We start from the raw sequence: 23,475 nt of genomic DNA, 5'->3' as shown, positions 1-23,475 counted from the left end.
CAGGAGACAACGCATGCCCGCCCAGAACGCCCCGCTCGCTTCCAGCCATGCCCAAGGCCGCACCGATGTGCCGCTGATCGAGCAGACCATCGGCGATTTCTTTGCCGACATGGCGGCCCGCCAGCCCGATCGCGAGGCCCTGGTCAGCCGCCACCAGGGCCTGCGCTACAGCTATGCCGGCCTGCACACCGAGGCGCGCCGCCTGGCCAGCGCGCTGCTGGGCCTGGGGCTGGAAAAGGGCGACCGCGTCGGCATCTGGTCGCACAACAACGCCGAATGGGTGCTGATGCAGCTGGCCACGGCCCAGGTCGGCCTGGTGTTGGTCAACATCAACCCGGCCTACCGCACCTCCGAGGTGGAGTACGCGCTCAACAAGGTCGGCTGCAAGGCCCTGGTGACCATGGCGCAGTTCAAGACCAGCGACTACCTGGGCATGCTGCGCGAACTGGCCCCCGAGCTGGCCACGGCCGAGCCCGGCCGCCTGCATTGCGCGCGCCTGCCCCAGCTGCGCAGCGTGGTCTGGATCGACGTGGCAGGGCAGGGCGAAGAGCAGCCCGGCATGCTGCGCTTTTCCAGCCTGCTGGCGCGCGGTGATGCGCAGGATGCGCGCATCGACGCCGTGGCCGCCACGCTCAAGAACACCGACCCCATCAACATCCAGTTCACCAGCGGCACCACGGGCTTTCCCAAGGGCGCCACGCTGACCCACCGCAACATCCTGAACAACGGCTTTTTCATCGGCGAGTGCATGCGGCTGACGCCCGAGGACCGGTTGTGCATTCCCGTGCCGCTGTACCACTGCTTCGGCATGGTGCTGGGCAACCTGGCCTGCTTCACGCATGGCTCGGCCATCGTCTACCCGAATGACGGATTCGATCCGCTGCTGGTGCTGGAGACCGTGCAGGCCGAGCGCTGCACGGGCCTGCACGGCGTGCCCACGATGTTCATCGCCGAGCTGGACCACCCGCGCTTCAAGGAGTTCGACCTGAGCACGCTGCGCACCGGCATCATGGCCGGCTCGCCCTGCCCCATCGAGGTGATGAAGCGCGTGGTCAGCGACATGCACCTGTCCGAGATCACCATCGCCTACGGCATGACCGAGACCAGTCCCGTCAGCTGCCAGAGCGATGCCGACACGCCGCTGGAGCGCCGCGTGTCCACCGTGGGCAAGGTGCAGCCGCACCTGGAGGTGAAGATCGTCGACCCGGCCACGGGCGAGGTCGTGGCGCCCGGCGTCTCGGGCGAGCTGTGCACGCGCGGCTACTCGGTCATGCACGGCTACTGGGGGGACGAGGCCCGCACGCGCGAGGCCATCGACGACGAGGCCTGGATGCACACCGGCGACCTGGCCACCATGGACGAGCAGGGCTACGTGAACATCGTCGGCCGCATCAAGGACATGGTGATCCGCGGCGGCGAGAACATCTACCCGCGCGAGATCGAGGAATTCCTCTACCGCCATCCGCAGGTGCAGGACGTGCAGGTCGTCGGCGTGCCCGACGTGCGCTACGGCGAGGAGCTGTGCGCCTGGATCATCGTCAAGCCCGGCCAGGCGCTGACCGAAGACGGCGTGCGCGACTTCTGCAAGGGCCAGATCGCCCACTACAAGGTGCCGCGCTACATCCGCTTCGTCGAGGCCTTCCCGATGACGGTGACCGGCAAGATCCAGAAGTTCAAGATCCGCGACGAGATGATCGCCATGCTGGATCTGCGCCCGGCCAGGACCGCCTGAGGGCTGCTTTCATGCACTGCCGCCAGCTGTCCACCGCGTGCCGCCTAGTGCGTGCCGCCTTCGGGCGCGGCCACGGCCGAGGCTGCAGCGCGGCGCGCCACCACCAGGCGCTTGCGCAGCGAGACCTCCTGCATGTCCAGCTCGCTGACCAGGCGGCGCAGCGACTCGTCGTTGATGCGGTGGGCCTGGCGCTCGGCGTAGAGCGCGTCGCGCTCCTGGTGGATGCAGCGCAGGCGCAGCTCGATCTCCAGCAGGTAGCGCAGCTTGCGCTGGCGCACGACTTCGGGCGCCTCGCGCTGGATCTCGATGCTGGAGGCCGTGCCGCTGCCGTCGTCCAGCAGCTGGACGCGGTTGCGGTACTCCTGCGTCAGGTGGCCCATGACCTCCTGGTGCATGGCCACCCATTCGGGCGTGTGGCCCTGGATCTCTTCCTCGCTCAGCGTCAGCCCGCCAATGGCGGACTGGCAGGCGGCCACGCGCGCCAGGCGCTCCTCGCGCACCGTGGGCGATTCGCCGGGCTGGGGCATGCGGCGCAGGATCAGCGGCAGCGCGATGCTGCCCAGCACCAGGGTGAACAAGATGGTGCCCGTGGCCAGGAAGACCAGCATCTCGCGGCCGGGGAAGGGCTGGCCGTTGTTCAGCAGCATGGGCACGGACAGCGCGCCGGCCAGCGTCACGGCGCCGCGTATGCCGGCCATGGTGGTGGCCAGGTTCAGCAGGTGCGAGGGGCGCTCTGCCATCTTTCCCTGGAAGTGGGCGCGAGCCAGGCTACGCTGCACGCCCAGCGTCAGCCAGATCCAGCGCATCAGCAGCAGCGCGCTGGAGATGATCACCACATAGCCCACCAGCACCCACCATTCGCTGCCCGCATCGTGCAGCGTCACGCCGATGATGGAGGGCAACTGCAGGCCCAGCAGCAGGAAGATGGCGCCGTTGAACGAGGCTTCCACCATGCTCCAGGTGCCCTCGGTCTGCAGCCGCTCGCTGATGTAGCTGCTGCGCTCCAGGTCGGCGAAGTTGGTGGCAATGCCCGCGGCCACGGCCGACAGGATGCCCGACACGCCGATCTTCTCGCCCACGATGTAGGCGGCGAAGGGCAGCAGGATCAGCAGCAGCACCATCTGCGTGGCCGCCACGTCGCCCAGGCGGCGCGTGATGGTGCTGCGCGCATAGGAAAAGCCCCAGCCGATCAGCGTGCCCACGCCCAGGCCGCCCAGGGCCATCCACATGAAATCCTTGGCCACCTCGGTCCACGAGAACAGGCCGGTCAGCGTGGCCGCGATGGCGAATTTCAGCGCCACCAGGCCCGAGGCGTCGTTGAGCAGGGACTCGCCCTCGAGGATGTGCATGGTCTTCTCGGGCATGCCCAGGTTGCGCGTGATGGCCGAGACGGCCACGGCATCGGTGGGCGAGACCACGGCGGCCAGCGCAAAGGCCACGGTCAGCGGCATGCCGGGCACCAGCCAGTGGATCAGCCAGCCCAGCCCCACCACCGTGAACAGCACCAGGCCCAGCGCCAGGCGCAGGATGGGGCGGTACAGCGCAAAGAACTCGCGCTTGGGAATGCGCCATCCGTCGGCAAACAGCAGCGGCGGGATGAACAGCAGCAGGAACAGCTCGGGATCGAAGGCGATGTGCAGGCCCTTTTGCGGCCAGGCCATCAGCGCTCCCAGGGTGATCTGGATCAGCGGCAGCGGGATGGCGCGCACGTAGCGCGCGGCAATGCCCGTCAACGCTCCCAGCAGCAGGACGAGCAAGACGATTTCAACGGTGTGCATACGGCATTTTCCCCAGGCCGGACCGCCGTTCTTTGCAGGACATTCGGAAAAACCAAGCGCCCGCATCGGGCAAACACAAGAAGAGGCCACACATGAGCATTCTGGGCACCCAACTCAATCCGCGTTCGGCGGACTTCCTGGCCAATGCCGCGGCCATGCGCGCCGTGGTCGAGGACCTGCAGGCCCAGGTGGCCAAGGTCGCCGAGGGCGGCGGCGAGGCCGCGCGCGCCAAGCACGTGGCGCGCGGCAAGCTGCTGCCGCGCGACCGCGTGGCCATGCTGCTGGACCCGGGCACGCCCTTCCTGGAGATCGCCCCGCTGGCTGCGCTCAACATGTACCGCAACGATGCACCCGGCGCGGGCCTGATCGCCGGCATCGGGCGCGTCAGCGGCGTGGACTGCATGATCGTCTGCAACGACGCCACGGTGAAGGGCGGCACCTACTACCCGATGACGGTGAAGAAGCACCTGCGCGCCCAGGAGATCGCCGCGCAGAACCGCCTGCCCTGCATCTACCTGGTGGACTCGGGCGGCGCCAACCTGCCCAACCAGGACGATGTGTTCCCCGACCGCGAGCACTTCGGCCGCATCTTCTTCAACCAGGCCAACATGAGCGCCGAGGGCATTGCCCAGATCGCCGTGGTCATGGGCTCGTGCACGGCCGGCGGCGCCTATGTGCCGGCCATGAGCGACGAGTCCATCATCGTCAAGAACCAGGGCACCATCTTCCTGGGCGGCCCGCCGCTGGTGAAGGCCGCCACGGGCGAGGTGGTCAGCGCCGAGGACCTGGGCGGCGGCGACGTGCACACGCGCCTGTCGGGCGTGGCCGACCACCTGGCCCACAACGACACCCACGCGCTGGCGCTGGCGCGCCAGGCCGTGGCCAACCTCAACCATGCCAAGCAGCCTTCGGCTGGCGACCTGCCGCCCGAGGCGCCGCTGTTCGACGGCGGCGAGCTGTACGGCGTGATCCCCGTGGACACGCGCAAGCCCTTCGACGTGCGCGAGATCATCGCCCGCGTGGTGGACGGCAGCCGCTTCGACGAGTTCAAGGCCCGCTTCGGCGCCACCCTGGTCTGCGGCTTTGCGCGCATCGAGGGCATGCAGGTGGGCATCATCGCCAACAACGGCATCCTGTTCAGCGAATCGGCCGTCAAGGGCGCGCACTTCATCGAGCTGTGCTGCCAGCGCAAGATCCCGCTGGTCTTCCTGCAGAACATCACGGGTTTCATGGTGGGCCGCAAGTACGAGAACGAAGGCATTGCCCGCCACGGCGCCAAGCTGGTCACGGCCGTGGCCACGGCGGCCGTGCCGAAGTTCACCATCATCATCGGCGGCTCCTTCGGCGCGGGTAACTACGGCATGTGCGGCCGCGCCTACTCGCCGCGCTTCCTGTGGATGTGGCCCAACGCGCGCATCTCGGTCATGGGCGGCGAGCAGGCGGCCAGCGTGCTGGCCACCGTCAAGCGCGACGGCATCGAGGCCAAGGGCGGCCAGTGGACGGCCGAGGAGGAAGAGGCCTTCAAGGCCCCCATCCGCCAGCAGTACGAGGATCAGGGCCACCCCTATTACGCGACGGCGCGCCTGTGGGACGATGGCGTCATCGACCCCGCCGACACGCGCCGCGTGCTGGCGCTGGGCCTGGCGGCCACGCGCAACGCGCCCATAGCGGACACGCGCTTCGGCGTGTTCCGCATGTGACGGCGGCTTCCCTTTCCTTGCAGCGAGGTACTTCATGAAAACCACCGCACTGACCCTCGAATTCCAGGGCCCCCTGGCCACCATCACGCTGACCCAGCCCGAAGTGCGCAATGCCTTCAGCGACGAGGTCATCGCCGACATCACCCAGGCCTTCCACTCCGTGGGCAAGCGCAGTGACGTGCGCGCCGTGGTGCTGGCCGCCGAGGGCCCGGCCTTTTGCGCAGGCGCCAACCTCAACTGGATGCGCCGCATGGCCGACTACTCGCGCGACGAGAACCGCGAGGACGCCGGCCTGCTGGCCGAGATGCTGCGCGTGATCTACGAATGCCCGCAGCCCACCATCGCGCGCGTGCAGGGCGATGTCTATGCGGGCGGCATGGGCCTGGTCGCGGCCTGCGACATGGCCGTGGCCGCCGAGGGCGCGGGCTTTTGCCTGTCCGAAGTGAAGATCGGCCTCATCCCCGCCACTATCAGCCCCTACGTGATCCGCGCCATGGGCGCGCGCGCCGCCCACCGCTACTTCCTGACCGGTGAGCGCTTCGACGCGGCCGAGGCGCTGCGCATCGGCTTCGTGCACCGCGTCGTGCCCGCCGAAGAGCTGGACAACGCCGTGGACGGCCTGCTCAAGCACCTGGTCAGCGCCGGTCCCGCCGCCGCCCGCGCCTGCAAGCGCCTGGTGATCGATGTGGCCGAGCGCGAGATCAACGAGCAGCTGATCGCCGCCACCGTCGAAGGCATCGCCGACATCCGGGCCAGCGCCGAGGGCAAGGAGGGCGTGCAGGCCTTCCTGCAAAAGCGCAAGCCGGCCTGGCTGGCCTGACACGCGCAGGCTGCCCATTCATCGCGCCACCACCGAGCAACGCCGAGCCAACGCCGAGCCAACACCATGAGCACCCTGACCGACTCCCTCGTCCAGTGGCTGCAGTCCGTGGGCCTGTACCCGGGCCCGGCCGTGCACCACACGGTCAGCGAGGCGGCTGGCGAAGTGGCCGAGCGCTTGGGCCAGGCCACCAGCGGCATGGATATGGCCGGCCTGCTGGCGCTGGCCGCCGCACTGGGCTGGGCCAGCGGCTTTAGGCTCTACGCCGTGGTGTTCGTGACCGGGCTGCTGGGGGCGCTGGGCTGGGTGGCGCTGCCGGGCGGGCTGCATGTGCTGGAGCATCCGGCCCTGCTGTTCGCCAGCGGCGCGCTGCTGTTCGTGGAGTTCTTCGCCGACAAGATCCCCGGCGTGGACTCGGTCTGGGACCTGCTGCAAAGCGTGATCCGCATCCCGGCGGGCGCGGCGCTGGCGGCCGGCGTCTTCGGCGCGGACAGCGCGACCATGGCCACCATGGCGGCCCTGATGGGCGGCTCGCTGGCCCTGTCCAGCCAGGTGGCCAAGAGCACGGCGCGCGCGGCCATCAACACCTCGCCCGAGCCGTTTTCCAACGTGGGCGCGAGCCTGGTGGAGGACGGCGCCTCGGTGGGCGCGATCTGGCTGGCGCTCACGCATCCGCTGGCCTTCGCCGCCGTGCTGCTGGTCGTGGTCATCGCCCTGTGGCTGCTGACCTGGGCGCTGTGGCGCTTTCTCAAGGCCGTGGTGCAGCGCCTGCGCGCGCTGTTCGGCGGGTCTCCCGCGATGAATCAAAAACCATAGCCGCCGGTCGCCGAATGACCGGGGCTGCAGAGAAAACACTGGAGATAACGCATGTTCAAGAAGATCCTGATCGCCAACCGCGGTGAAATCGCCTGCCGCGTCGCGGCTTCCGCCCGCCGCATGGGCGTGCGCACCGTGGCCGTGTACTCGGACGCCGATGCCCGCGCCAAGCATGTGCAGGCCTGCGACGAGGCCGTGCACATCGGCGGCAGCGCCCCCAAGGACAGCTATCTGCGCTGGGAACGCATCCTGGAGGCCGCCAAGGCCACGGGCGCCCAGGCCATCCACCCCGGCTACGGCTTTCTCAGCGAGAACGAGGAATTCGCCCAGGCCTGCGCCGATGCCGGCCTGGTCTTCATCGGCCCGCCGCCCTCGGCCATCCGCGCCATGGGTCTGAAGGCGGCCTCCAAGCAGCTCATGGAAAAGGCCGGCGTGCCCCTGGTGCCCGGCTACCACGGGGCCGACCAGGACCCGCAGCTGCTGCAGCGCGAGGCCGACCGCATCGGCTACCCGGTGCTGATCAAGGCCAGCGCCGGCGGCGGTGGCAAGGGCATGCGCCTGGTCGAGCGCAGCGAGGACTTTGCCGCCGCCCTGGCCAGCTGCCAGCGCGAGGCCATCAACAGCTTCGGCGACGACGCCGTGCTGGTCGAGAAATACGTGCTGCGCCCGCGCCATATCGAGATCCAGGTCTTTGGCGACACCCAGGGCAACTGCGTCTACCTGTTCGAGCGCGACTGCTCGGTGCAGCGCCGCCACCAGAAGGTGCTGGAGGAGTCCCCCGCGCCCGGCATGACGCCTGCGCTGCGCCAGAAGATGGGCGAGGCCGCCGTGGCCGCCGCCCAGGCCGTGAACTATGTGGGCGCGGGCACGGTGGAATTCATCGTCGAGCAGCCCGGCGGCTACGACCAGCCCGAGGCCATGAAGTTCTACTTCATGGAGATGAACACCCGCCTGCAGGTCGAGCATCCGGTGACCGAGGCCATCACGGGCGAGGACCTGGTGGACTGGCAGCTGCGCGTGGCCAGCGGCCTGCCCCTGCCCAAGCGCCAGGACGAGCTGCGCATCACCGGCCATGCCATCGAGGCGCGCATCTGCGCCGAAAACCCCGACAACGGCTTCCTGCCCGCCACCGGCACCCTGCATGTCTACCGCAAGCCCGACTGCGCCAGCTTCCATGTCGGCGACGTGCGCGTGGACGACGGCGTGCGCGAGGGCGATGCCATCAGCCCCTTCTACGACTCCATGATCGCCAAGCTCATCGTGCATGGCGACACGCGCGAACAGGCGCTGGCGCGGCTCGATGCCGCCCTGGCCGAGACACGCATCGTGGGCCTGGCCACCAATGTGCAGTTCCTGCGCCAGGTCATCGCCAGCGATGCCTTTGCAACCGCCAAGCTGGACACGGCGCTGATCGAGCGCGAGAAGCAGCATCTGTTCCACCAGCAGCGCCTGCCGCAGGCCCAGGCCGTGGCCGCCGCCGTGGCCCAGGTACTGCAGGCCGAGCGCGCGCAGGAAACCGCCGACCCCTTCAGCCGCCGCGACGGCTGGCGCTCGCACGGCGTGGCCGAGCGGCGCTGGGACTTCCGCCAGGGCGAGGCCGCCGTGCCCGCGCGCCTGCGCTACCTGCATGACGGCGCGCTGCAGCTGGCCGTGGGCGAGGGCGAGTCCCTCGCCGAGGGCCTGCTGTCCTGGCAACAGGCCGGGGACGGCGCCTTCGACGTGCAATTCGCGGGCCAGCGCCTGCGCGCCCAGGTCCATGTGCTGGGCGAGCAATGCCATGTGTTCGCTCCCCAGGGCGCGGCCGTGCTGGGCCTGGCCGATCCGCTGGCCCATGCGGGCGATGTGCATTCGGAAGGCGGCCGCCTGACGGCGCCCATGCCGGGCAAGGTGGTCTCCTTTGCCGTCAAGGCCGGCGACAAGGTCAGCAAGGGCCAGCCGCTGGCCGTGATGGAGGCCATGAAGATGGAGCACACCATCGCCGCGCCCGGCGACGGCGTGGTGGCCGAGCTGCTGTATGCGCCCGGCGACCAGGTGACCGAAGGCTCCGAGCTGCTGCGCCTGGAAAGCTGAGCCCGCAGGCAAGACAGTTTTGCGCAAAAGTCGCGCGTGGGCGTCGCCAGGCCGTTAGGCTTGGCCACCTATGCGAGTGACTTTCTGCTGCGAAGACACCAGGCCCGACGCCTGGCTGCAAGGACTGCGCGCGGCCCTGCCGGGCGCCGAGGTGGACATCTGGTCGCCGGGCGCGCCGCAGGCCGACTACGCCCTGGTCTGGGCGCCACCCCAGCGCTTCATCGACGAGCAGCCGGGCCTCAAGGCCCTGTTCAACATCGGCGCCGGCGTCGATGCGCTGCTGCCGCTGCGCCTGCCGCCCGACCTTCCCGTCTACCGCCTGGAGGACGCCGGCATGGCCGTGCAGATGGCCGAATATGTCTGCCAGGCCGTGATCCGCTTCTTCCGGGGCCTGGACGGCTACGAGGCCGACATGGCCGCCGGCCTGTGGCAGCACCGGCCCAATCCCCGGCGTGCCGACTACCCCGTGGGCGTCATGGGACTGGGCCGCATGGGCGAGCGCGTGGCGCGCGCGCTGGCGGTGTTCGATTTCCCCGTCAACGGCTGGAGCCGTACGCCGCATGCCATCGACGGCGTGCGTGGCTTCTGCGGCCCGCAGGACTTCGACGCCTTTCTGCGCGCCACCCGCATCCTCGTCAACCTGCTGCCGCTGACGCCCGAGACAGACCGCATCATCGACGCGCGCAGCCTGGCCCTGCTGCAGCCGGGCGCCTATGTGATCAACGTGGGACGCGGCGGCCATGTGGCGGACGAGGACCTCATCGCCGCCATCGACGGGGGCCATGTGTCCGGCGCGTTGCTCGATGTGTTCCGCACCGAGCCGCTGCCTGACGGCCATGCTTTCTGGCGGCATCCACGCATCACGCTCACGCCCCACACCTCGGCCCGCACCCTGGCGCGCGACAGCGTGGAGCAGATCGTGGGCAAGGTCGCGGCGCTGAGCCGGGGCGAGGCCGTGAGCGGCCGCGTGGACCTGCGGCGCGGCTACTGACGGGCGCGCTCAGTCCAGCGTCACGCCGGTGCTGAGCACCAGCGCGCCCAGGCGCTGGGAATCGCTCTTGATCAAGGCGCCGAATTCGGCCGCCGTGCCGCCCACGGCCGGCGTGCCTATGGCCTCCCAGCGCGTGCGGAAGGCCGGGTCCTTGAAGACGGCGTTGACCGTGGCATTGAGTTTGTCGATGGCGGCGGGCGGCGTGCCCGCGCGCACGGCAATGCCATGCCAGCCCGTGATCTGGTAGCCGGGCGCGCCGGCCTGGGCCATGGTGGGCACATCGGGCAGCACCTTGCTGCGCTCTGCCGAGGTGACGGCCAGCGGGATCAGGCGCCCGCCCTGGATGTGCTGCAGCGAGCTGCCCACGATGTCGAACATCACGCCCACCTGGCGGCCAGCGCCTGCGGAGTGACCGGCAGGGCTCGGTGGTCGGCCGGCTGCTAGTAGGCGCCGTTGGGGGCCACGGTGATGATCAGTGGGTCGTTCCACTGCGACGTGTTTGACGTGGGGACCGGCGTGCTCATGGCGTGTCCTGTGCCTGCTCCGGCACCGGCAGCTCGCTGGCCAGCAGGGCCAGGCCCTGGCGCAGCAGCGCGTCGTAGCGTGCACGCTCGGCCAGGCGGCGGTCCTCGGGCCAGTCGAAGAAGCCCTTGCCGGTCTTCATGCCCAGATCGCCGCGCGCCACGCGATCGCGCAGGGCCTGGGCCGGCACATCGGTGTTGGACAGCGTGGGGTACATGGTGGCGGCCGCTGCGCAGTGCACCTCGATGCCTGCATGGTCGCGCTGCAGCACGGGACCGGCCGCCAGGAAGCGGAAGCCGAAGCCGAAGCGCACGGCGGCATCCACGTCCTCGGGCGAGGCAATGCCCTCGTCGATGAGGGCGAAGGCCTCGCGCGACAGCGCATGCTGCATGCGGTTGGCCAGAAAGCCGGGCTTGTCCTTCTTCACCAGCACCGGCACGCTGCCGCAGCCGCGCATGAAGGCGTGCAGCCACTGGCCCAGGGCCGGGTCGCTGCGCTCTCCCAGCACCACTTCCACCAGTGGCACCAAATGGGCGGGCATGAAGAAGTGCAGGCCCAGCATGCGCTGCGCCGTGGGCAGGCCGCTGGCGATGGCGCTGATGGGAAAGCCCGAGCTGTTGCTGGCCAGCACGGCGTCGGCCGGCGCATGTGCCTGCAGCTCGGCGAACAGCGCCTGCTTGGCGTCCAGCTGCTCGGTGATGCATTCCACCACCAGGGCGACGCCGTCCCAGGCCACATCCTCCAGCGCCGCGCAGACCGAGACCTGGGACGCGCACTGGGCAAAGCCGGCCGTGGCCAGCTCGATGGCAATGTGCTGCAGCAGCAGCTCGCGCCGTGCCGCGCCGGGGTCGACCACGGTCACCAGGGCGCCGCCCCGGGCCAGGACCACGGCCACATCGGCACCCATGGTGCCTCCCCCGACGACCACCGTGCGCGCGTGGCGCGGCGAACTGCTGTGCATGCTGTCTCCTGCTGATTTCATGGATTTGAGGCGCAGTCTAGGCAGCCGTCATTGAACGGTAAAGACGCATTTTTCGATAAACTGATCGGCCATGAAGATCAATTGGTCGGCCCGCGAGGTCGATGTCTTTCTGGCGCTGGCCGATTCGCTGAGCTTTCGGCGCACGGCGCTGCAGATGCACCTGTCGCAGTCGGCCGTCTCGGGCACGCTGGCGCGGCTGGAAGAGATGCTGGGCGCGCGCCTGTTCGAGCGCACCACGCGCGCCGTGGAACTGACCCAGGCCGGCGAGGTCTTCGCCGAGCAGGCGCGCATCCTGCGCCACCAGATGGACGAGACCGTGCGCCGCGTGCAGGAGGTGGCCCAGGTGCAGGTGGGCCGGCTGGCGCTGGCGGCCCTGCCTTCGCTGGCTGCGGGCCTGCTGCCCCGCGTGCTGGCGCGCTTTGCGGCCGAGCATCCGGGCGTGCACCTGGAGCTGTTCGACAGCCTGGCCGGGCCGGCCTTCGACATGGTGCGCGCGGGCCGCGTGGACTTTGCGCTCACGGCGGCCAACCCCGCCTATGCCGACCTGGACTACCTGCCGCTGGCCTCCGACCGCTTCGTGCTGCTGCTGGGCCGCGGCCATGCGCTGGCGCGCGGGCGCGGCGATCTGGGCTGGGCCGACGTGGCCCATCTGCCCCACATCTCCATGCCGGCCGGCACCAGCGTGCGGCAGTACGCCGACGAGGCTCTGCTGACCCACGGCATACGCTTTGCGCCCCAGTACGCCGTGGAGCACCTGGCCACCATCGCGGCCATGGTGGCTGCCGATCTGGGCGTGAGCGCGCTGCCCCTGCTGGCCGCCCAGGTGGTGCAGCGGCCGGAAGTGGTGGCGCGCCCGCTGGCACGGCCGGTGCTGCGCCGCCCCATCGGCCTGGTGCGCCTGAGCGGCCGCCGCCTGTCGCCGGCTGCCGCGCGCATGGTGGAGATGCTGCGCGAGGAAATGGCGGCCCTGCCGGGCTGAACGGGGCGCTGGCAGCCGTTGTGCATGGCCCGGCAGGATATGGGGTGGTGCCCGGACCTGCAAGACTGGACAATAGGGGCCGTACCCGTCATCCCGGTGAGAACACCCCATGAGCATTCCTTCCCGCGTCAAACTCGTCGATGTAGGCCCCCGCGACGGCCTGCAGAATGAAAAACAGCCCGTGCCCGCCGCCGTCAAGATCGAGCTGGTGCACCGCCTGCAGGAAGCCGGCCTCAAGGAAATCGAGGTCACCAGCTACGTCAGCCCCAAATGGGTGCCGCAGATGGCCGACAACGCCGAAGTCATGGCCGGCATCGTCCGCCGCCCCGGCGTGCGCTACAGCGTGCTCACGCCCAACATGAAGGGCCTGGAGGCCGCGCTGTCGGCGCCGCGCGAACTGTGGCCCGACGAGATCGTGGTCTTCGGCGCAGCCAGCGAGGCCTTCAGCCAGAAGAACATCAACTGCTCCATTGCCGAAAGCATCGAGCGCTTCGCCCCCGTGGCCGAGGCCGCACGCGCCCAGGGCATCTACGTGCGCGGCGCCATGAGCTGCACCGTGGGCTGCCCCTACGAAGGCGAGATCGCCCCCGAGCGCGTGGCCTACCTGGCCGGCCTCATGAAGGGCATCGGCGTGCAGCATGTGGGCGTGGCCGACACCATCGGCGTGGGCACGCCCGTCAAGGTGCGCAAGGCCATCGAGGCCACGCTGCAGCACTTCGCCATCGACGATGTCTCGGGCCACTTCCACGACACCTACGGCCAGGCCGTGTCCAACACGCTGGCCGCGCTGTCGCTGGGCGTGTGGCAGTTCGACACCTCGGTGGCGGGCCTGGGCGGCTGCCCCTACGCCAAGGGCGCCACAGGCAATGTGGCCACCGAGGACGTGGTCTACATGCTGCAGGGCATGGGCATAGAGACCGGTATCGACCTGGACAAGCTGATTGACGCCGGCCAGTTCATCAGCGACCACCTGGGCCGCCCCACGCAGTCGCGCGTGGCCAAGGCACTGCTCACCAAGCGCGCCAGCGCGTCTGCATGCGAGGCGGTGTGAGCATGTGCGGATCTGAACTCCACCATCTTCCCGAAGGCGTGCAGCGCGTGGCGGCCTTCCTGCAGCAGGCCGGCCATGGCGAGGGGCCGCGCATGCTGGACGGCGCGGCGCGCACGGCCCAGGAAGCGGCCGACCAGCTGGGCATCCTCGTGGGCCAGGTGGCCAAGAGCATCATCTTCCGCCGCCGCAGCGACGGCGTGGCCGTGCTGGTCGTGGCCTCGGGCGACCGCCGCGTGGACGAGAAGAAGGTCGCTGCCCTGGTCGGCCCCGTGGGCCGTGCCGATGCCGATTTCGTCAAGGCGCAGACGGGTTTTTCCATCGGCGGCGTCAGCCCCGTGGCCCATGCCAACACGCCCGTGACCCTGGTGGACCGGGAACTGCAGCGCTTCGACACCGTCTGGGCGGCCGCCGGCCATCCGCATGCGGTGTTCGCGGCCACGCCGGCCGCGCTGCAGGCCCTGGCCGGTGCGCCCTGGGCCGACGTGGTGCAGGAGGTGGCGGCATGATGGGCCCCAAGGAAATGCTGGCCCACAAGGCCGGCGCAGCCTTCGCTGCGCGCGCTGACGACGAGCCCGTGCCATCGCCCTGCATCTCGGTCTGCCGCATGACGCCGGACCGCAGCCATTGCGAAGGGTGCTTTCGCACCATCGACGAGATCCGTGCCTGGTCCAAGTCCGATGCGTCGCAGCGCCTGGTCATCTGGAACGCGCTGCTCGAGCGTGCGGGCATCACGGTCGCCGTCCCCTAGACCCCCTGGACTGCACTGCAGGAGCCTGCCGCCATGAAGCAGATCACCTTCCATCTCGACTTCGTCTCGCCCTATGCCTGGCTGGCCTTCGAGCAACTGCCTCAGGCCCTGCAGGGCATCAGCCACCACATGCAGTACCGCCCCGTGCTGCTGGGCGCGCTGCTGCAGCGCCATGCCAACCCGGGGCCGGCCGGCATCGCGGGCAAGCGCGAGTGGACCTACCGCCATGTGAGCTGGCTGGGCCATGCCACGGGCGTGGGGCTGGACATGCCGGCCCGCCATCCGTTCAACCCGCTGCCGCTGCTGCGCCTGGCGCTGGAATGCAGCGACGACGGCACGGTCAACCGCTTTGTCGCGGGCACGGTGCTGCGCCATGTCTGGCTGGGCGGCGCCGACGCGCTGGACCCTGCGCGGCTCGACGCCCTGCGCGCCACGCTGGCGCCACAGCTGCGCACGGATGCGGCGGACAACGCCAAGCGCCTGCTGCGCGAGAACACCGACGCCGCGGCCGCGCAAGGCCTGTTCGGCGTGCCGGCCTGGGAAGTCGACGGCCGCCTCTTCTGGGGCCTGGACAGCCTGCCCATGCTGCGCGCCTACCTGGAAGGCGACAGCTGGTTCGACAGCGGCTGGGACGCGGCTGCAAGCGTGGAGCAAGGCCTGAAGGTTTGAATGGCGGGGCTGGAACAACGGCCCCGCCCCATGCCCAACGCCTTCAACTTCGCCGCCTCGCCCTTCGACTGCCTCACGCCCGACGAACAAGCGCTGGTGCGCGATGGCGTGGACATCGCCTACTTCCCCGAGGGCGCCGTGGTGCTGGACGCCGGCTCGGCGCCCACCCACCTCTTCGTCATCATCAAGGGCCATGTGGTGCAGACCGAGGGCGACGAGGTCCTGGCCAGCTACGGCCCCGACGACAGCTTCGACGGCCGCGCCCTGGTGGCCGGCCGCACAGGCAGCCGCTTCACCGTGGCCGAGGAACTCATCGCCTACCAGCTTGCGCGCGAAACCGTGGGCGAGCTGATCGCGCGCAACACGGCCTTTGGCGCCCTGCTGTTCTCCGACCTGGGCCACAAGCTGGGCACATTGGCCCAGCGCGCCGACCGGCACGAATTGCAGTCGCTGACGCTGGCGCGCGTGGACCAGGCCTATCTGCGTGCCGCCCATGTGGTGGATGCGGCCACCGACATCGTCTCCGTGGTGCGCCTGTTCCATGCCGAGCGCACGACCAGCGTGCTGGTCTCGGGACTGCCGCAGGGCGGCCTGGGCATCTTCACGGGCACCACGCTGCAGCGCGCCATCCTCGACGGCCGCCCGCTGGAGCGGCTGGCCGTGGGCGAGTTCGCCAGCCAGCCTGTGTTCACCGTGCGCGCCGACGACCAGCTGGGCGATGCCCTGGTCGTGCTGCTGCGTGCGCGCGTGCACCGGCTGGCCGTGCTCGATGCACAGGGCCAGGTGCTGGGCATCCTGGAGGCGCTGGACCTGTTCAGCTTCCTGGCCAACCACTCCCACCTGATCACCGTGCAGATCGAGCAGGCTGCCGACCTGCAGGCGCTGGAGCAGGCCGCCGCCCAGATCACGCGCCTGGTGGCCGCCCTGCACCGGGGCGGCACGCGCATTGCCCTCATGGCGCGCCTGGTGCAGCAGCTCAATGCCCGTTTGTTCGAGCGTGCCTGGCAGATGCTGGCGCCGCCGGACCTGGTGGCCCACAGCTGCCTCTTCGTCATGGGCAGCGAGGGGCGCGGCGAGCAATTGCTCAAGACCGACCAGGACAACGGCCTGCTGCTGCGCGACGGCTATGTGCCGCCCCAGGACCTCGATGCCATCTGCGCGCGCTTTTCCGCGCAGCTGCAGCGCTTCGGCTACCCCGAATGCCCGGGCGGCATCATGCTCAGCAATCCGCTGTGGCGCGGCACGGTGGCCGACTTTGGCCGTCGTGTGCGCGAATGGCTGATCCTGCCCAGCCCGCAAGGGCTGATGCACCTGGCCATCTTTCTGGACGCCCACGCCGTGGCAGGCGATGCAGCCTTGCTCGCGCAGGTTCGGCGGGACCTGATGGCGCTGGCCCTGGACAGCGACGCCCAGGTGGCGCGCTTTGCCTCGGCCGTCGACGCCTTCGCGCACGAGCCGGGCAGCTGGTGGGAGCGGCTGCTGGGCCGTGGTGACGAGGGGGCGCCCGTGCACCTCAAGAAGGCCGGCATCTTTCCCATCGTCCACGGCGTGCGCAGCCTGGCGCTGGCCCACCACATCGCCGCCACGGGAACGGCCGAGCGCCTGGCGGCCCTGGTGGCCGAAGGCGTGCTCGATGAAGTCCAGGGCCGCGAACTGCTTGAAGGACTGCACTTTCTCATGGGCCTGCGCCTGCAGGCGGGCCTGGCCGAGATCGACCTGGGCCGGACCGTCACCGGCCATGTGGACCCGGCGCGCCTGAGCAGCCTGGAGCGTGATCTGCTCAAGGACACGCTGGCCGTGGTGCGGCGCTTTCGGGAACTGCTGCGCCAGCGCCTGCGGCTGGACGCGGTATGAGCGCGGCACCCCTGTCGAAATGGGTGGCGGGCCTGCGGCGCAACTGGCAGCGGCGCAGGCTGGCGGACCCCGCCTATGACTTCCTTTTCGGTGCGCCGCCGCCCGGCGAATGGGTGGCGCTGGACTGCGAGACCACAGGCCTGGACGTGCGCAGCGACGAGATCGTCTCCATCGGCGCCGTGCACATCGTGGGAGAGCGCATCCTGTCCAGCGAGCGCCTGGAGCTGCTGGTGCGCCCCTCGCGCAGCGTGCCAGCGGACAGCGTGCGCATCCACCGCCTGCGCGAGCGCGACCTGGCCCGGGGCCTGGCCATCGAGGACGCGCTCGCGCAGCTGCTGCGCTTCATCGGCAGCCGGCCGCTGGTCGGCTACTACCTGGAATTCGACGTGGCCATGATCGAGCGCGTGCTGCGCCCCTGGCTGGGCACGGGCCTGCCCAACGAGCGCATCGAAGTCTCGGCCCTGTACTACGACCACCGCTTCCGGCAGCTGCTGCCCTGGCAGCAGCAGGCGCCCGAGATCGACCTGCGCTTTGCCACGCTGATGGCCGACCTGGGCCTGCCCCGGCGCGAGGCCCACGACGCGCTCAACGACGCCGTGATGGCAGCGCTGGCCTTCATCAAGCTGCGCAGGCTGGCCGGCGGGACGCCGGCCCCGCTGCATCAGCGCAAGGCGGACGGCGAATAGCCGAAGCGCGCACGGAAGCGCTCCGAAAAGCGCGCACGCGACTGGTAGCCACAGGCCTGGGCGATGTGTTGCAGGCTCCAGCCGGTGGTCTGCACCAGCAGCATGGCGTGGTGCATGCGCGTGTCCACCAGCAGTTCCTCGAAGCGGACGCCCTCGCCGGCCAGGCGCCGGCGCAGCGTGGCCTCGCTCATGGCCAGCGCGATGCCGGCGCTGTGCGCTGTCCAGTGCTGCTGGGGCGCCTGGGCAATGAGGGTGCGCAGGCGCGAGGCCGTGCCGGGCGGGCCCGCGCGGCGCAGGAGGTGGCCGCGCTCCGCGAGCGCGGCGAGCAGGTCCATCAGCCGGTAGCGCAGCCGTTCGTCGCTGAGAGTCGGCGACGGCACGCTGGCCAGCACCTGCCGCAGAGCGTCTTGCAGGTCATCGTCCAGCGGCAGTTGCCGAAAGGCCTGCTCGTCCTGCGGCAGCGCTGCGGGCTGGGCGCGTGTGCGGTGGAACGCCTCCAGCAGCTCGGGCGACAGTGCCAGCAGCACGGAGCGAAAGGGCTGTCCGCCGCTGCCCGGTGTCTTCATCAGATCGGCGCTGGTATGCGCCTGCACCAGCAGCAGGCAAGAGGGCGTGTCCACCGTGGTCTGGTGGCTGCCGTCGTGCAGGTCCAGCCTGCCTGCCGCCACCAGCAGCAGGCAGGCTTCATGGAACAGGAAGCGCGGCGTATGCCGGGCCTGGCGCAGGCTGGGCTGCGCCAGGCTGCACAGGCCGGCCCGCACCACGGGGGCGGCAGAAGGCAGCAGCCAGTGGCTGCCGGGCACCGGGTCGCCGTTCAGGTTCAAGCGGCGCAGACCGCAGGGTTCAGGCTGTACAGGCCGGTGATGCTGGCCTTGCCCAGCACCTGGCCGGCTTGCAGCGCCGCGCGCACATTGGCGCCGGTCAGTTCGCCGGAGACCGCCAGCGTGGGCGTGGCCAGCGCATAGACGGTGAAGACGTAGTGGTGGACGATGCTGTCGTTCCACGGGGGGCAGGGGCCGTCGTAGCCGTAGTAGTCGCCCTTCATCTGCTCGTCGCCCGCGAACCAGCCCGTGTAGTCGTTGATGCCGTGGCGCAGGCCGCCGGGGGCGGCCGGGCCGCTCTTGCCGCGCGGCGTGACGCCGTCGGACTGGGCACCTGCCGCGATCTCGGTGGTGGCGGCCGGAATGTCCAGCAGCAGCCAGTGGAAGAAGTCCACGCGCGGCAGGCTGGCCGGCACTTCGCGGCCTTCCTGGTTCACATCGTCGCCGCGGCTGGGCACGTCGGGATCGTGGCAGACCACGACGAAGGACTGCGTGCCCGCCGGTACGCCGCTCCAGGCAAGGTGCGGATTGCGGTTGGACGACAGCGCCACGTGGGATGCCGCATCGGGCACGGCGAACGCGAATTCGCCGGGGATGGCCTGGCCGTCCTGGAAGCTTTGGCTGGTGAGTTGCATGTCGGATGGATCCTGTGCGTTGAAGAGAGAAGTCATGCTGCACGAAGCGCTCGGCAGACCCCCGAGTCTAGGGGCGGGGAAAACGCAGGACATCGCCCATCCGCTCAAAAGGCTTCTCCAGCCGATCAAACTGAGTGTCTCTGGTGTGGCGAGGGATGAAAAAAAGCCGGGCGCATGGCCCGGCTTGTGCGTGGTTGCCGCTTCGGCAGCTCAGTGGCCGGAGGCGCCCGAAGCTCCCAGACCCGTTTCCGAACGCACCTGCTGCGCGGGGAACACGGCGCGTTCCCTGGCGGCCTGGGCACTCTTGTCGAGCACCGAGAACAGCCACACGCCCACGAAGCCGATGGTCATGGAGAACAGCGCGGGCGATGCATAGGGGAACCATGCCGAGCCTGCGGGGTTGCCCAGCGTGGCTTCCCAGACCGGGGGCGAGACGATGGTCAGGCCCACCGAGGACGCCAGGCCCATGAAGCCGCCGATCACGGCGCCCTTGGTCGTGCAGTCCTTCCACAGCACCGACAGCAGCAGCGGGGGGAAGTTGGCCGAGGCCGCGACCGCGAAGGCCAGCGACACCATGAAGGCAATGTTCTGCTTCTCGAACACGATGCCCAGCAGCACGGCGATGGCGCCCAGCGTCAGCGTGGTGATGCGCGAGACGCGCAGCTCGGCGGCGCTGTCGGCCTTGCCCTTCTTGATCACGGTGGCGTACAGGTCATGCGATACGGCCGAGGCGCCCGACAGCGTCAGGCCCGCGACCACGGCCAGGATGGTGGCGAAGGCCACGGCCGAGATGAAGCCGTAGAACACGTCGCCGCCCACGCTCTTGGCCACCAGCACGGCCGCCATGTTGGCCGTGCCCGCGCCGCCGTGGATCACGCCCTTGACCGTGTCGGCCATCTCGGGGTTGGTCAGCACCAGGGTGATGGCGCCGAAGCCGATGATGAAGATCAGCACGTAGAAGTAGCCGATCCAGGTCGTGGCCCAGAACACGCTCTTGCGCGCTTCCTTGGCGTCGGGCACGGTGAAGAAGCGCATCAGGATGTGGGGTAGGCCCAGCGTGCCGAACATCAGCGCCATGCCGAAGCTGATGGCCGAGATCGGGTCCTTGATGAAGCCGCCCGGGCCCATGATGGCCAGGCCCGCCTTGGCGGCGGCCGAGGGGTCGGCGCCGTTGTTGGCAGCGATCTCGGAGCGCACGCGCACGCCTTCGGCGAACAGCGCCTCGGGGCTGAAGCCGTACTTGGCCAGCACCATGAAGCCCATGAAGGTCACGCCGGCCAGCAGCATGCAGGCCTTGATGATCTGCACCCAGGTCGTGGCCGTCATGCCGCCGAACAGCACGTAGATCATCATCAGGCCGCCCACCAGCACCACGGCGATCCAGTAGTCCAGGCCGAACAGCAGCTTGATCAGCTGGCCCGCGCCCACCATCTGCGCGATCAGGTAGAAGGCCACCACCACCAGCGTGCCGCTGGCCGCGAAGGCGCGGAACGGTGTCTGGGAGAAGCGGTAGCCGGCCACGTCGGCGAAGGTGAACTTGCCCAGGTTGCGCAGGCGCTCGGCCAGCAGGAAGGTCAGGATGGGCCAGCCCACCAGGAAGCCGATGGAGTAGATGAGGCCGTCATAGCCGCTGGCCATGACCGAGGCCGAGATGCCCAGGAAGGAGGCGGCCGACATGTAGTCGCCCGCAATCGCCAGGCCGTTCTGAAAGCCCGTGATGCCGCCGCCGGCCGTATAGAAGTCGGCGGCCGACTTGGTGCGGCCCGCGGCCCACTTGGTGATCCACAGCGTGGCCACGACGAAGGCCGTGAAGAGAATGATGGCGGTCCAGTTGGTGGCCTGCTTGGCGGCCACGCCGACATCGCCGCCGGCGGCCAGCACGGGCCCCGTCAGGGCCAGCGCCACGGCGGGCGCCAGCAGCATGCGTTGTGCGGAATTCTTCATTTCGTGGCGTCCTTCAGGATGTCCTGGGTGAGCTTGTCGTACTCGCCATTGGCACGGCGCACGTAGAGGCCGGTGACGATCACCGAGAACACGATCACGCCCATGGCGATAGGAATGCCCAGCGAGGTCACGCCCGCGCCAATGGGCTGGGCCAGAAAGGATTTGTCGAAGGCAATCAGCGCGATATAGCCGTAATAAACGACCAGCATCAGCAGCGTCAGAAAAAGGCCCAGGCGATTGCGTCTGGATCGCAGCTCCTGGTATTTGGGATGGCGCTGTATCTTGTCTACCACCGGATCGGTCATGGTTTGTCTCCTGAAGTTGGAATCGCGGCGGCAGCCCCATGGATCTGCAGCCTTGCGGCGCATTCTGGAAAGCGCTTCTGACCGAGTGCTTACGCAGTGCAGCATGGTTTGCCAGGGTTTTTACGGTGCTTTTCACATGGAAAAAGACGGCATCAGGGTTGCTGCTGAGTTAGTAAGAAATCGTTCAGTTCGCCGTCAATTTCTGTAAGAGGTGAGTCAGATTCGCGTCAGCAGGCAGGCGGATAGTGAATCGGCGGGCCTATGGCAAGCCCGCTAAATATTCAATAAATCAAGGAGACAGACATGGCTATCAACGCATCGCAAGGCGCGGGGGTCAAGGCGACCCCGCGGCCCATGACTCCGGAAGAACGCAAGGTGATCTTTGCCTCGTCGCTAGGCACGGTTTTCGAGTGGTACGACTTCTATCTCTACGGATCGCTGGCGGCCATCATCGCCAAGCAATTCTTCAGCGGGCTCGATGCGGGATCGGCCTTCATCTTCGCGCTGCTGGCCTTCGCGGCCGGCTTCATCGTGCGGCCCTTCGGTGCACTGGTGTTCGGGCGGCTGGGCGACATGATCGGCCGCAAGTACACCTTCCTCGTGACCATCCTGATCATGGGCCTGTCGACCTTCATCGTCGGCATCCTGCCCACCTACGCCAGCATCGGCGTGGCGGCGCCGGTGATCCTCATCGGCCTGCGCATGCTGCAGGGCCTGGCCCTGGGCGGCGAGTACGGCGGTGCGGCCACCTATGTGGCCGAGCACGCGCCGCACGGCAAGCGCGGCGCCTACACCTCGTGGATACAGACCACGGCAACGCTGGGCCTGTTCCTGTCGCTGCTGGTGATCCTGGGCGTGCGCACCTCCATCGGCGAGCAGGCCTTCGCGGACTGGGGCTGGCGCATTCCCTTCCTGCTGTCCATCGTGCTGCTGGGCATCTCGGTGTGGATCCGCATGACGCTGTCCGAGTCGCCAGCCTTCCAGAAGATGAAGGCCGAGGGCAAGGTCTCCAAGGCTCCGCTGTCCGAGTCCTTCGGCCAGTGGCGCAACCTCAAGATCGTGATCCTGGCGCTGATCGGCCTGACCGCCGGCCAGGCTGTCGTCTGGTACACGGGCCAGTTCTATGCGCTGTTCTTCCTGACCCAGCAGCTCAAGGTCGATGCGGTGACGGCCAACCTGCTGATCGCGGCGGCGCTGATCATCGGCACGCCGTTCTTCGTGATCTTCGGCTCGCTGTCCGACAAGATAGGCCGCAAGCCCATCATCATGCTGGGCTGCGTGCTGGCCGTGGTGACCTACTTTCCCGTGTTCAAGGCGCTGACCGAGGCGGCCAACCCCGACCTGGCCGCGGCCCAGGCCAAGAGCAAGGTGGTGATCGTTGCCGATCCCAAGGAATGCTCGTTCCAGTTCAATCCCACGGGCACTTCCAAGTTCACCAGTTCCTGCGACGTGGCCAAGCAGCTGCTGGCCGCCGGCTCGGTCAGCTATGACTCCGAGGACGCAGCGCCCGGCAAGACGGCCTTCATCCGCATCGGCAGCACCGAGATCCCCTCGTTCTCCGTCAAGGGCCTGAGCCCCGAGGAAGCCAAGGCCAAGGACGCCGAGTTCAAGAAGACCGTGGCCAAGGTGCTGGCCGAGGACGGCTATCCCACCAAGGCCGACCCTGCGAAGATGAACAAGGTGATGATGGTCGCCATCCTGACCTACCTGGTCATCCTCGTGACCATGGTCTACGGCCCCATCGCCGCCATGCTGGTGGAGCTGTTCCCCACCCGCATCCGCTATACCTCCATGAGCCTGCCGTACCACATCGGCAATGGCTGGTTCGGCGGCCTCCTGCCCACCATGTCGTTCGCCATCGTGGCCCAGACCGGCAACATGTACAGCGGCCTCTGGTATCCCATCGTCATCGCGGGCGCCACGGCCATCATCGGCACGCTGTTCCTGCGCGAGACCAAGGATGTGGATATCTACGCGAATGATTGAGGGCTCCCCCTGAGGCGCTGACGCGCCTTCCCCCGTATGCACGGCGCCTTCTCTCGCTTCGCGGGAGGGGGACGACGCCATCGCCGCGAGGCTGCTCTTGCTCGGCGTCTCTGAGTTGGGGCCGCGCCGGTTGCATGCGGTGTGCGCAGTATCCGACTGTGTTTTGTGGCGCTGCATTGACGAAAGCCCATGGCGGTTTGCCATGGGCTTTTTTCGTATGGCGCTTCTACTGGTTTTCCATGTCATGCCTGTGGCAGCAAAGCATCAGATCGCGCATTTTCAGAGGCGGCCGTACATTTTTTGACATGCCCGCACCTAGAATTCGCAGCAGCCGCAAATGGCACTGATCTAGAGCCGGAGTCGGCCCTGAGATTTCAAGAATACCC

21 protein-coding genes are annotated in these 23,475 nt (G+C 68.8%); 14 read left to right on the top strand and 7 right to left on the bottom strand.

The window, feature by feature from the left end:
* Window positions 1–13: 13 nt before the first annotated feature.
* Window positions 14–1,732, top strand: a complete 1,719-nt coding sequence (locus tag ACN20X_RS28590) for an AMP-binding protein (protein ID WP_016452789.1) — start codon at window positions 14–16, stop codon at window positions 1,730–1,732.
* Between the two features lie 44 nt (window positions 1,733–1,776).
* Here the strand turns inward: ACN20X_RS28590 and ACN20X_RS28585 are convergent, their stop codons facing one another.
* Window positions 1,777–3,510, bottom strand: coding sequence for a Na+/H+ antiporter (locus ACN20X_RS28585; protein WP_016452788.1), 1,734 nt, complete (start codon window positions 3,508–3,510; stop codon window positions 1,777–1,779).
* Between the two features lie 92 nt (window positions 3,511–3,602).
* Between ACN20X_RS28585 and ACN20X_RS28580 the strand changes: the two genes are divergently transcribed.
* From ACN20X_RS28580 to ACN20X_RS28560, 5 genes are all read left to right on the top strand, one after another.
* The gene (locus ACN20X_RS28580) at window positions 3,603–5,210 is read left to right on the top strand and encodes a carboxyl transferase domain-containing protein (protein ID WP_016450032.1); all 1,608 of its coding nucleotides are present in this window, start codon (window positions 3,603–3,605) and stop codon (window positions 5,208–5,210) included.
* A gap of 34 nt (window positions 5,211–5,244) precedes the next feature.
* Window positions 5,245–6,030, top strand: coding sequence for an enoyl-CoA hydratase/isomerase family protein (locus ACN20X_RS28575; protein ID WP_016452787.1), 786 nt, complete (start codon window positions 5,245–5,247; stop codon window positions 6,028–6,030).
* Between the two features lie 66 nt (window positions 6,031–6,096).
* The gene (locus ACN20X_RS28570) at window positions 6,097–6,846 is read left to right on the top strand and encodes a DUF4126 domain-containing protein (RefSeq protein ID WP_016452786.1); all 750 of its coding nucleotides are present in this window, start codon (window positions 6,097–6,099) and stop codon (window positions 6,844–6,846) included.
* 51 nt (window positions 6,847–6,897) lie between these two features.
* The gene (locus ACN20X_RS28565; protein ID WP_016452785.1) at window positions 6,898–8,916 is read left to right on the top strand and encodes an acetyl/propionyl/methylcrotonyl-CoA carboxylase subunit alpha; all 2,019 of its coding nucleotides are present in this window, start codon (window positions 6,898–6,900) and stop codon (window positions 8,914–8,916) included.
* Between the two features lie 70 nt (window positions 8,917–8,986).
* On the top strand, window positions 8,987–9,907 hold the full coding sequence (locus ACN20X_RS28560) for a 2-hydroxyacid dehydrogenase (protein ID WP_016452784.1): 921 nt from the start codon (window positions 8,987–8,989) through the stop codon (window positions 9,905–9,907).
* A gap of 9 nt (window positions 9,908–9,916) precedes the next feature.
* On the opposite strand, the gene ACN20X_RS28555 is transcribed toward ACN20X_RS28560, so the two are convergent.
* Window positions 9,917–10,285, bottom strand: coding sequence for a Bug family tripartite tricarboxylate transporter substrate binding protein (locus tag ACN20X_RS28555; RefSeq protein ID WP_016452783.1), 369 nt, complete (start codon window positions 10,283–10,285; stop codon window positions 9,917–9,919).
* 142 nt (window positions 10,286–10,427) lie between these two features.
* Window positions 10,428–11,390 carry a 3-hydroxyacyl-CoA dehydrogenase family protein gene (locus ACN20X_RS28550; RefSeq protein ID WP_016452782.1) on the bottom strand — a complete coding sequence of 321 codons (963 nt, stop codon included), beginning with the start codon at window positions 11,388–11,390 and terminating at the stop codon, window positions 10,428–10,430.
* Between the two features lie 91 nt (window positions 11,391–11,481).
* Here ACN20X_RS28550 and ACN20X_RS28545 point away from each other — a divergent pair, with 91 nt between their 5' ends.
* The 7 genes from ACN20X_RS28545 (at window position 11,482) to ACN20X_RS28515 (ending at window position 17,398) form a co-directional block, all read left to right on the top strand.
* On the top strand, window positions 11,482–12,390 hold the full coding sequence (locus ACN20X_RS28545; RefSeq protein WP_012207762.1) for a LysR family transcriptional regulator: 909 nt from the start codon (window positions 11,482–11,484) through the stop codon (window positions 12,388–12,390).
* Between the two features lie 109 nt (window positions 12,391–12,499).
* The gene (locus ACN20X_RS28540; RefSeq protein WP_016452781.1) at window positions 12,500–13,441 is read left to right on the top strand and encodes a hydroxymethylglutaryl-CoA lyase; all 942 of its coding nucleotides are present in this window, start codon (window positions 12,500–12,502) and stop codon (window positions 13,439–13,441) included.
* 2 nt (window positions 13,442–13,443) lie between these two features.
* A complete protein-coding gene (locus ACN20X_RS28535; RefSeq protein ID WP_016452780.1) occupies window positions 13,444–13,947 on the top strand; it encodes a YbaK/EbsC family protein in 504 nt (167 codons plus the stop codon).
* Complete coding sequence (locus tag ACN20X_RS28530; protein WP_016450040.1) at window positions 13,944–14,189, top strand: DUF1289 domain-containing protein; 246 nt, start codon at window positions 13,944–13,946, stop codon at window positions 14,187–14,189. Before ACN20X_RS28535 ends, ACN20X_RS28530 begins: the two co-directional genes overlap by 4 nt.
* A gap of 33 nt (window positions 14,190–14,222) precedes the next feature.
* Entirely contained in the window at window positions 14,223–14,858 is a 636-nt protein-coding gene (locus ACN20X_RS28525; RefSeq protein ID WP_034363224.1) for a DsbA family protein, read from the top strand.
* Complete coding sequence (locus ACN20X_RS28520; protein ID WP_209671741.1) at window positions 14,859–16,712, top strand: putative nucleotidyltransferase substrate binding domain-containing protein; 1,854 nt, start codon at window positions 14,859–14,861, stop codon at window positions 16,710–16,712.
* Window positions 16,709–17,398: a 3'-5' exonuclease gene (locus ACN20X_RS28515; RefSeq protein WP_209671743.1), complete on the top strand. Its 690-nt coding sequence runs from the start codon at window positions 16,709–16,711 to the stop codon at window positions 17,396–17,398. The genes ACN20X_RS28520 and ACN20X_RS28515 overlap by 4 nt, the downstream gene beginning before the upstream one ends.
* Here ACN20X_RS28515 and ACN20X_RS28510 read toward each other — a convergent pair.
* From ACN20X_RS28510 to ACN20X_RS28495, 4 genes are all read right to left on the bottom strand, one after another.
* Window positions 17,374–18,222, bottom strand: a complete 849-nt coding sequence (locus ACN20X_RS28510) for a helix-turn-helix domain-containing protein (protein ID WP_473210139.1) — start codon at window positions 18,220–18,222, stop codon at window positions 17,374–17,376. The two genes, ACN20X_RS28515 and ACN20X_RS28510, sit on opposite strands and share 25 nt — an antisense overlap.
* Window positions 18,219–18,854 (bottom strand): YbhB/YbcL family Raf kinase inhibitor-like protein, encoded by a 636-nt coding sequence (locus ACN20X_RS28505; protein ID WP_392451377.1) that lies wholly within the window; start codon window positions 18,852–18,854, stop codon window positions 18,219–18,221. Before ACN20X_RS28505 ends, ACN20X_RS28510 begins: the two co-directional genes overlap by 4 nt.
* A gap of 210 nt (window positions 18,855–19,064) precedes the next feature.
* Window positions 19,065–20,798, bottom strand: a complete 1,734-nt coding sequence (locus ACN20X_RS28500; RefSeq protein ID WP_016450046.1) for a cation acetate symporter — start codon at window positions 20,796–20,798, stop codon at window positions 19,065–19,067.
* A complete protein-coding gene (locus ACN20X_RS28495; protein WP_012207753.1) occupies window positions 20,795–21,103 on the bottom strand; it encodes a DUF485 domain-containing protein in 309 nt (102 codons plus the stop codon). Before ACN20X_RS28495 ends, ACN20X_RS28500 begins: the two co-directional genes overlap by 4 nt.
* Window positions 21,104–21,406: 303 nt before the next feature.
* Here ACN20X_RS28495 and ACN20X_RS28490 point away from each other — a divergent pair, with 303 nt between their 5' ends.
* Window positions 21,407–23,089: an MFS transporter gene (locus ACN20X_RS28490; protein WP_016450047.1), complete on the top strand. Its 1,683-nt coding sequence runs from the start codon at window positions 21,407–21,409 to the stop codon at window positions 23,087–23,089.
* Window positions 23,090–23,475: the final 386 nt, after the last annotated feature.

The sequence above is a fragment of the Delftia sp. PX-1 genome, assembly GCF_055797465.1.
The sequence above is the reverse complement of the archived record's forward strand: the minus strand, read 5'-3'. Positions and strand labels throughout refer to the sequence as shown.

Coding starts and splice junctions, on each gene's coding strand:
- ACN20X_RS28590 (WP_016452789.1), top strand. CDS start 14: ATGCCCGCCCAGAACGCCCCGCTCGCTTCCAGCCATGCCCAAGGCCGC.
- ACN20X_RS28585 (WP_016452788.1), bottom strand. CDS start 3,510: ATGCACACCGTTGAAATCGTCTTGCTCGTCCTGCTGCTGGGAGCGTTG.
- ACN20X_RS28580 (WP_016450032.1), top strand. CDS start 3,603: ATGAGCATTCTGGGCACCCAACTCAATCCGCGTTCGGCGGACTTCCTG.
- ACN20X_RS28575 (WP_016452787.1), top strand. CDS start 5,245: ATGAAAACCACCGCACTGACCCTCGAATTCCAGGGCCCCCTGGCCACC.
- ACN20X_RS28570 (WP_016452786.1), top strand. CDS start 6,097: ATGAGCACCCTGACCGACTCCCTCGTCCAGTGGCTGCAGTCCGTGGGC.
- ACN20X_RS28565 (WP_016452785.1), top strand. CDS start 6,898: ATGTTCAAGAAGATCCTGATCGCCAACCGCGGTGAAATCGCCTGCCGC.
- ACN20X_RS28560 (WP_016452784.1), top strand. CDS start 8,987: ATGCGAGTGACTTTCTGCTGCGAAGACACCAGGCCCGACGCCTGGCTG.
- ACN20X_RS28555 (WP_016452783.1), bottom strand. CDS start 10,285: ATGTTCGACATCGTGGGCAGCTCGCTGCAGCACATCCAGGGCGGGCGC.
- ACN20X_RS28550 (WP_016452782.1), bottom strand. CDS start 11,390: ATGCACAGCAGTTCGCCGCGCCACGCGCGCACGGTGGTCGTCGGGGGA.
- ACN20X_RS28545 (WP_012207762.1), top strand. CDS start 11,482: ATGAAGATCAATTGGTCGGCCCGCGAGGTCGATGTCTTTCTGGCGCTG.
- ACN20X_RS28540 (WP_016452781.1), top strand. CDS start 12,500: ATGAGCATTCCTTCCCGCGTCAAACTCGTCGATGTAGGCCCCCGCGAC.
- ACN20X_RS28535 (WP_016452780.1), top strand. CDS start 13,444: ATGTGCGGATCTGAACTCCACCATCTTCCCGAAGGCGTGCAGCGCGTG.
- ACN20X_RS28530 (WP_016450040.1), top strand. CDS start 13,944: ATGATGGGCCCCAAGGAAATGCTGGCCCACAAGGCCGGCGCAGCCTTC.
- ACN20X_RS28525 (WP_034363224.1), top strand. CDS start 14,223: ATGAAGCAGATCACCTTCCATCTCGACTTCGTCTCGCCCTATGCCTGG.
- ACN20X_RS28520 (WP_209671741.1), top strand. CDS start 14,859: ATGGCGGGGCTGGAACAACGGCCCCGCCCCATGCCCAACGCCTTCAAC.
- ACN20X_RS28515 (WP_209671743.1), top strand. CDS start 16,709: ATGAGCGCGGCACCCCTGTCGAAATGGGTGGCGGGCCTGCGGCGCAAC.
- ACN20X_RS28505 (WP_392451377.1), bottom strand. CDS start 18,854: ATGCAACTCACCAGCCAAAGCTTCCAGGACGGCCAGGCCATCCCCGGC.
- ACN20X_RS28500 (WP_016450046.1), bottom strand. CDS start 20,798: ATGAAGAATTCCGCACAACGCATGCTGCTGGCGCCCGCCGTGGCGCTG.
- ACN20X_RS28495 (WP_012207753.1), bottom strand. CDS start 21,103: ATGACCGATCCGGTGGTAGACAAGATACAGCGCCATCCCAAATACCAG.
- ACN20X_RS28490 (WP_016450047.1), top strand. CDS start 21,407: ATGGCTATCAACGCATCGCAAGGCGCGGGGGTCAAGGCGACCCCGCGG.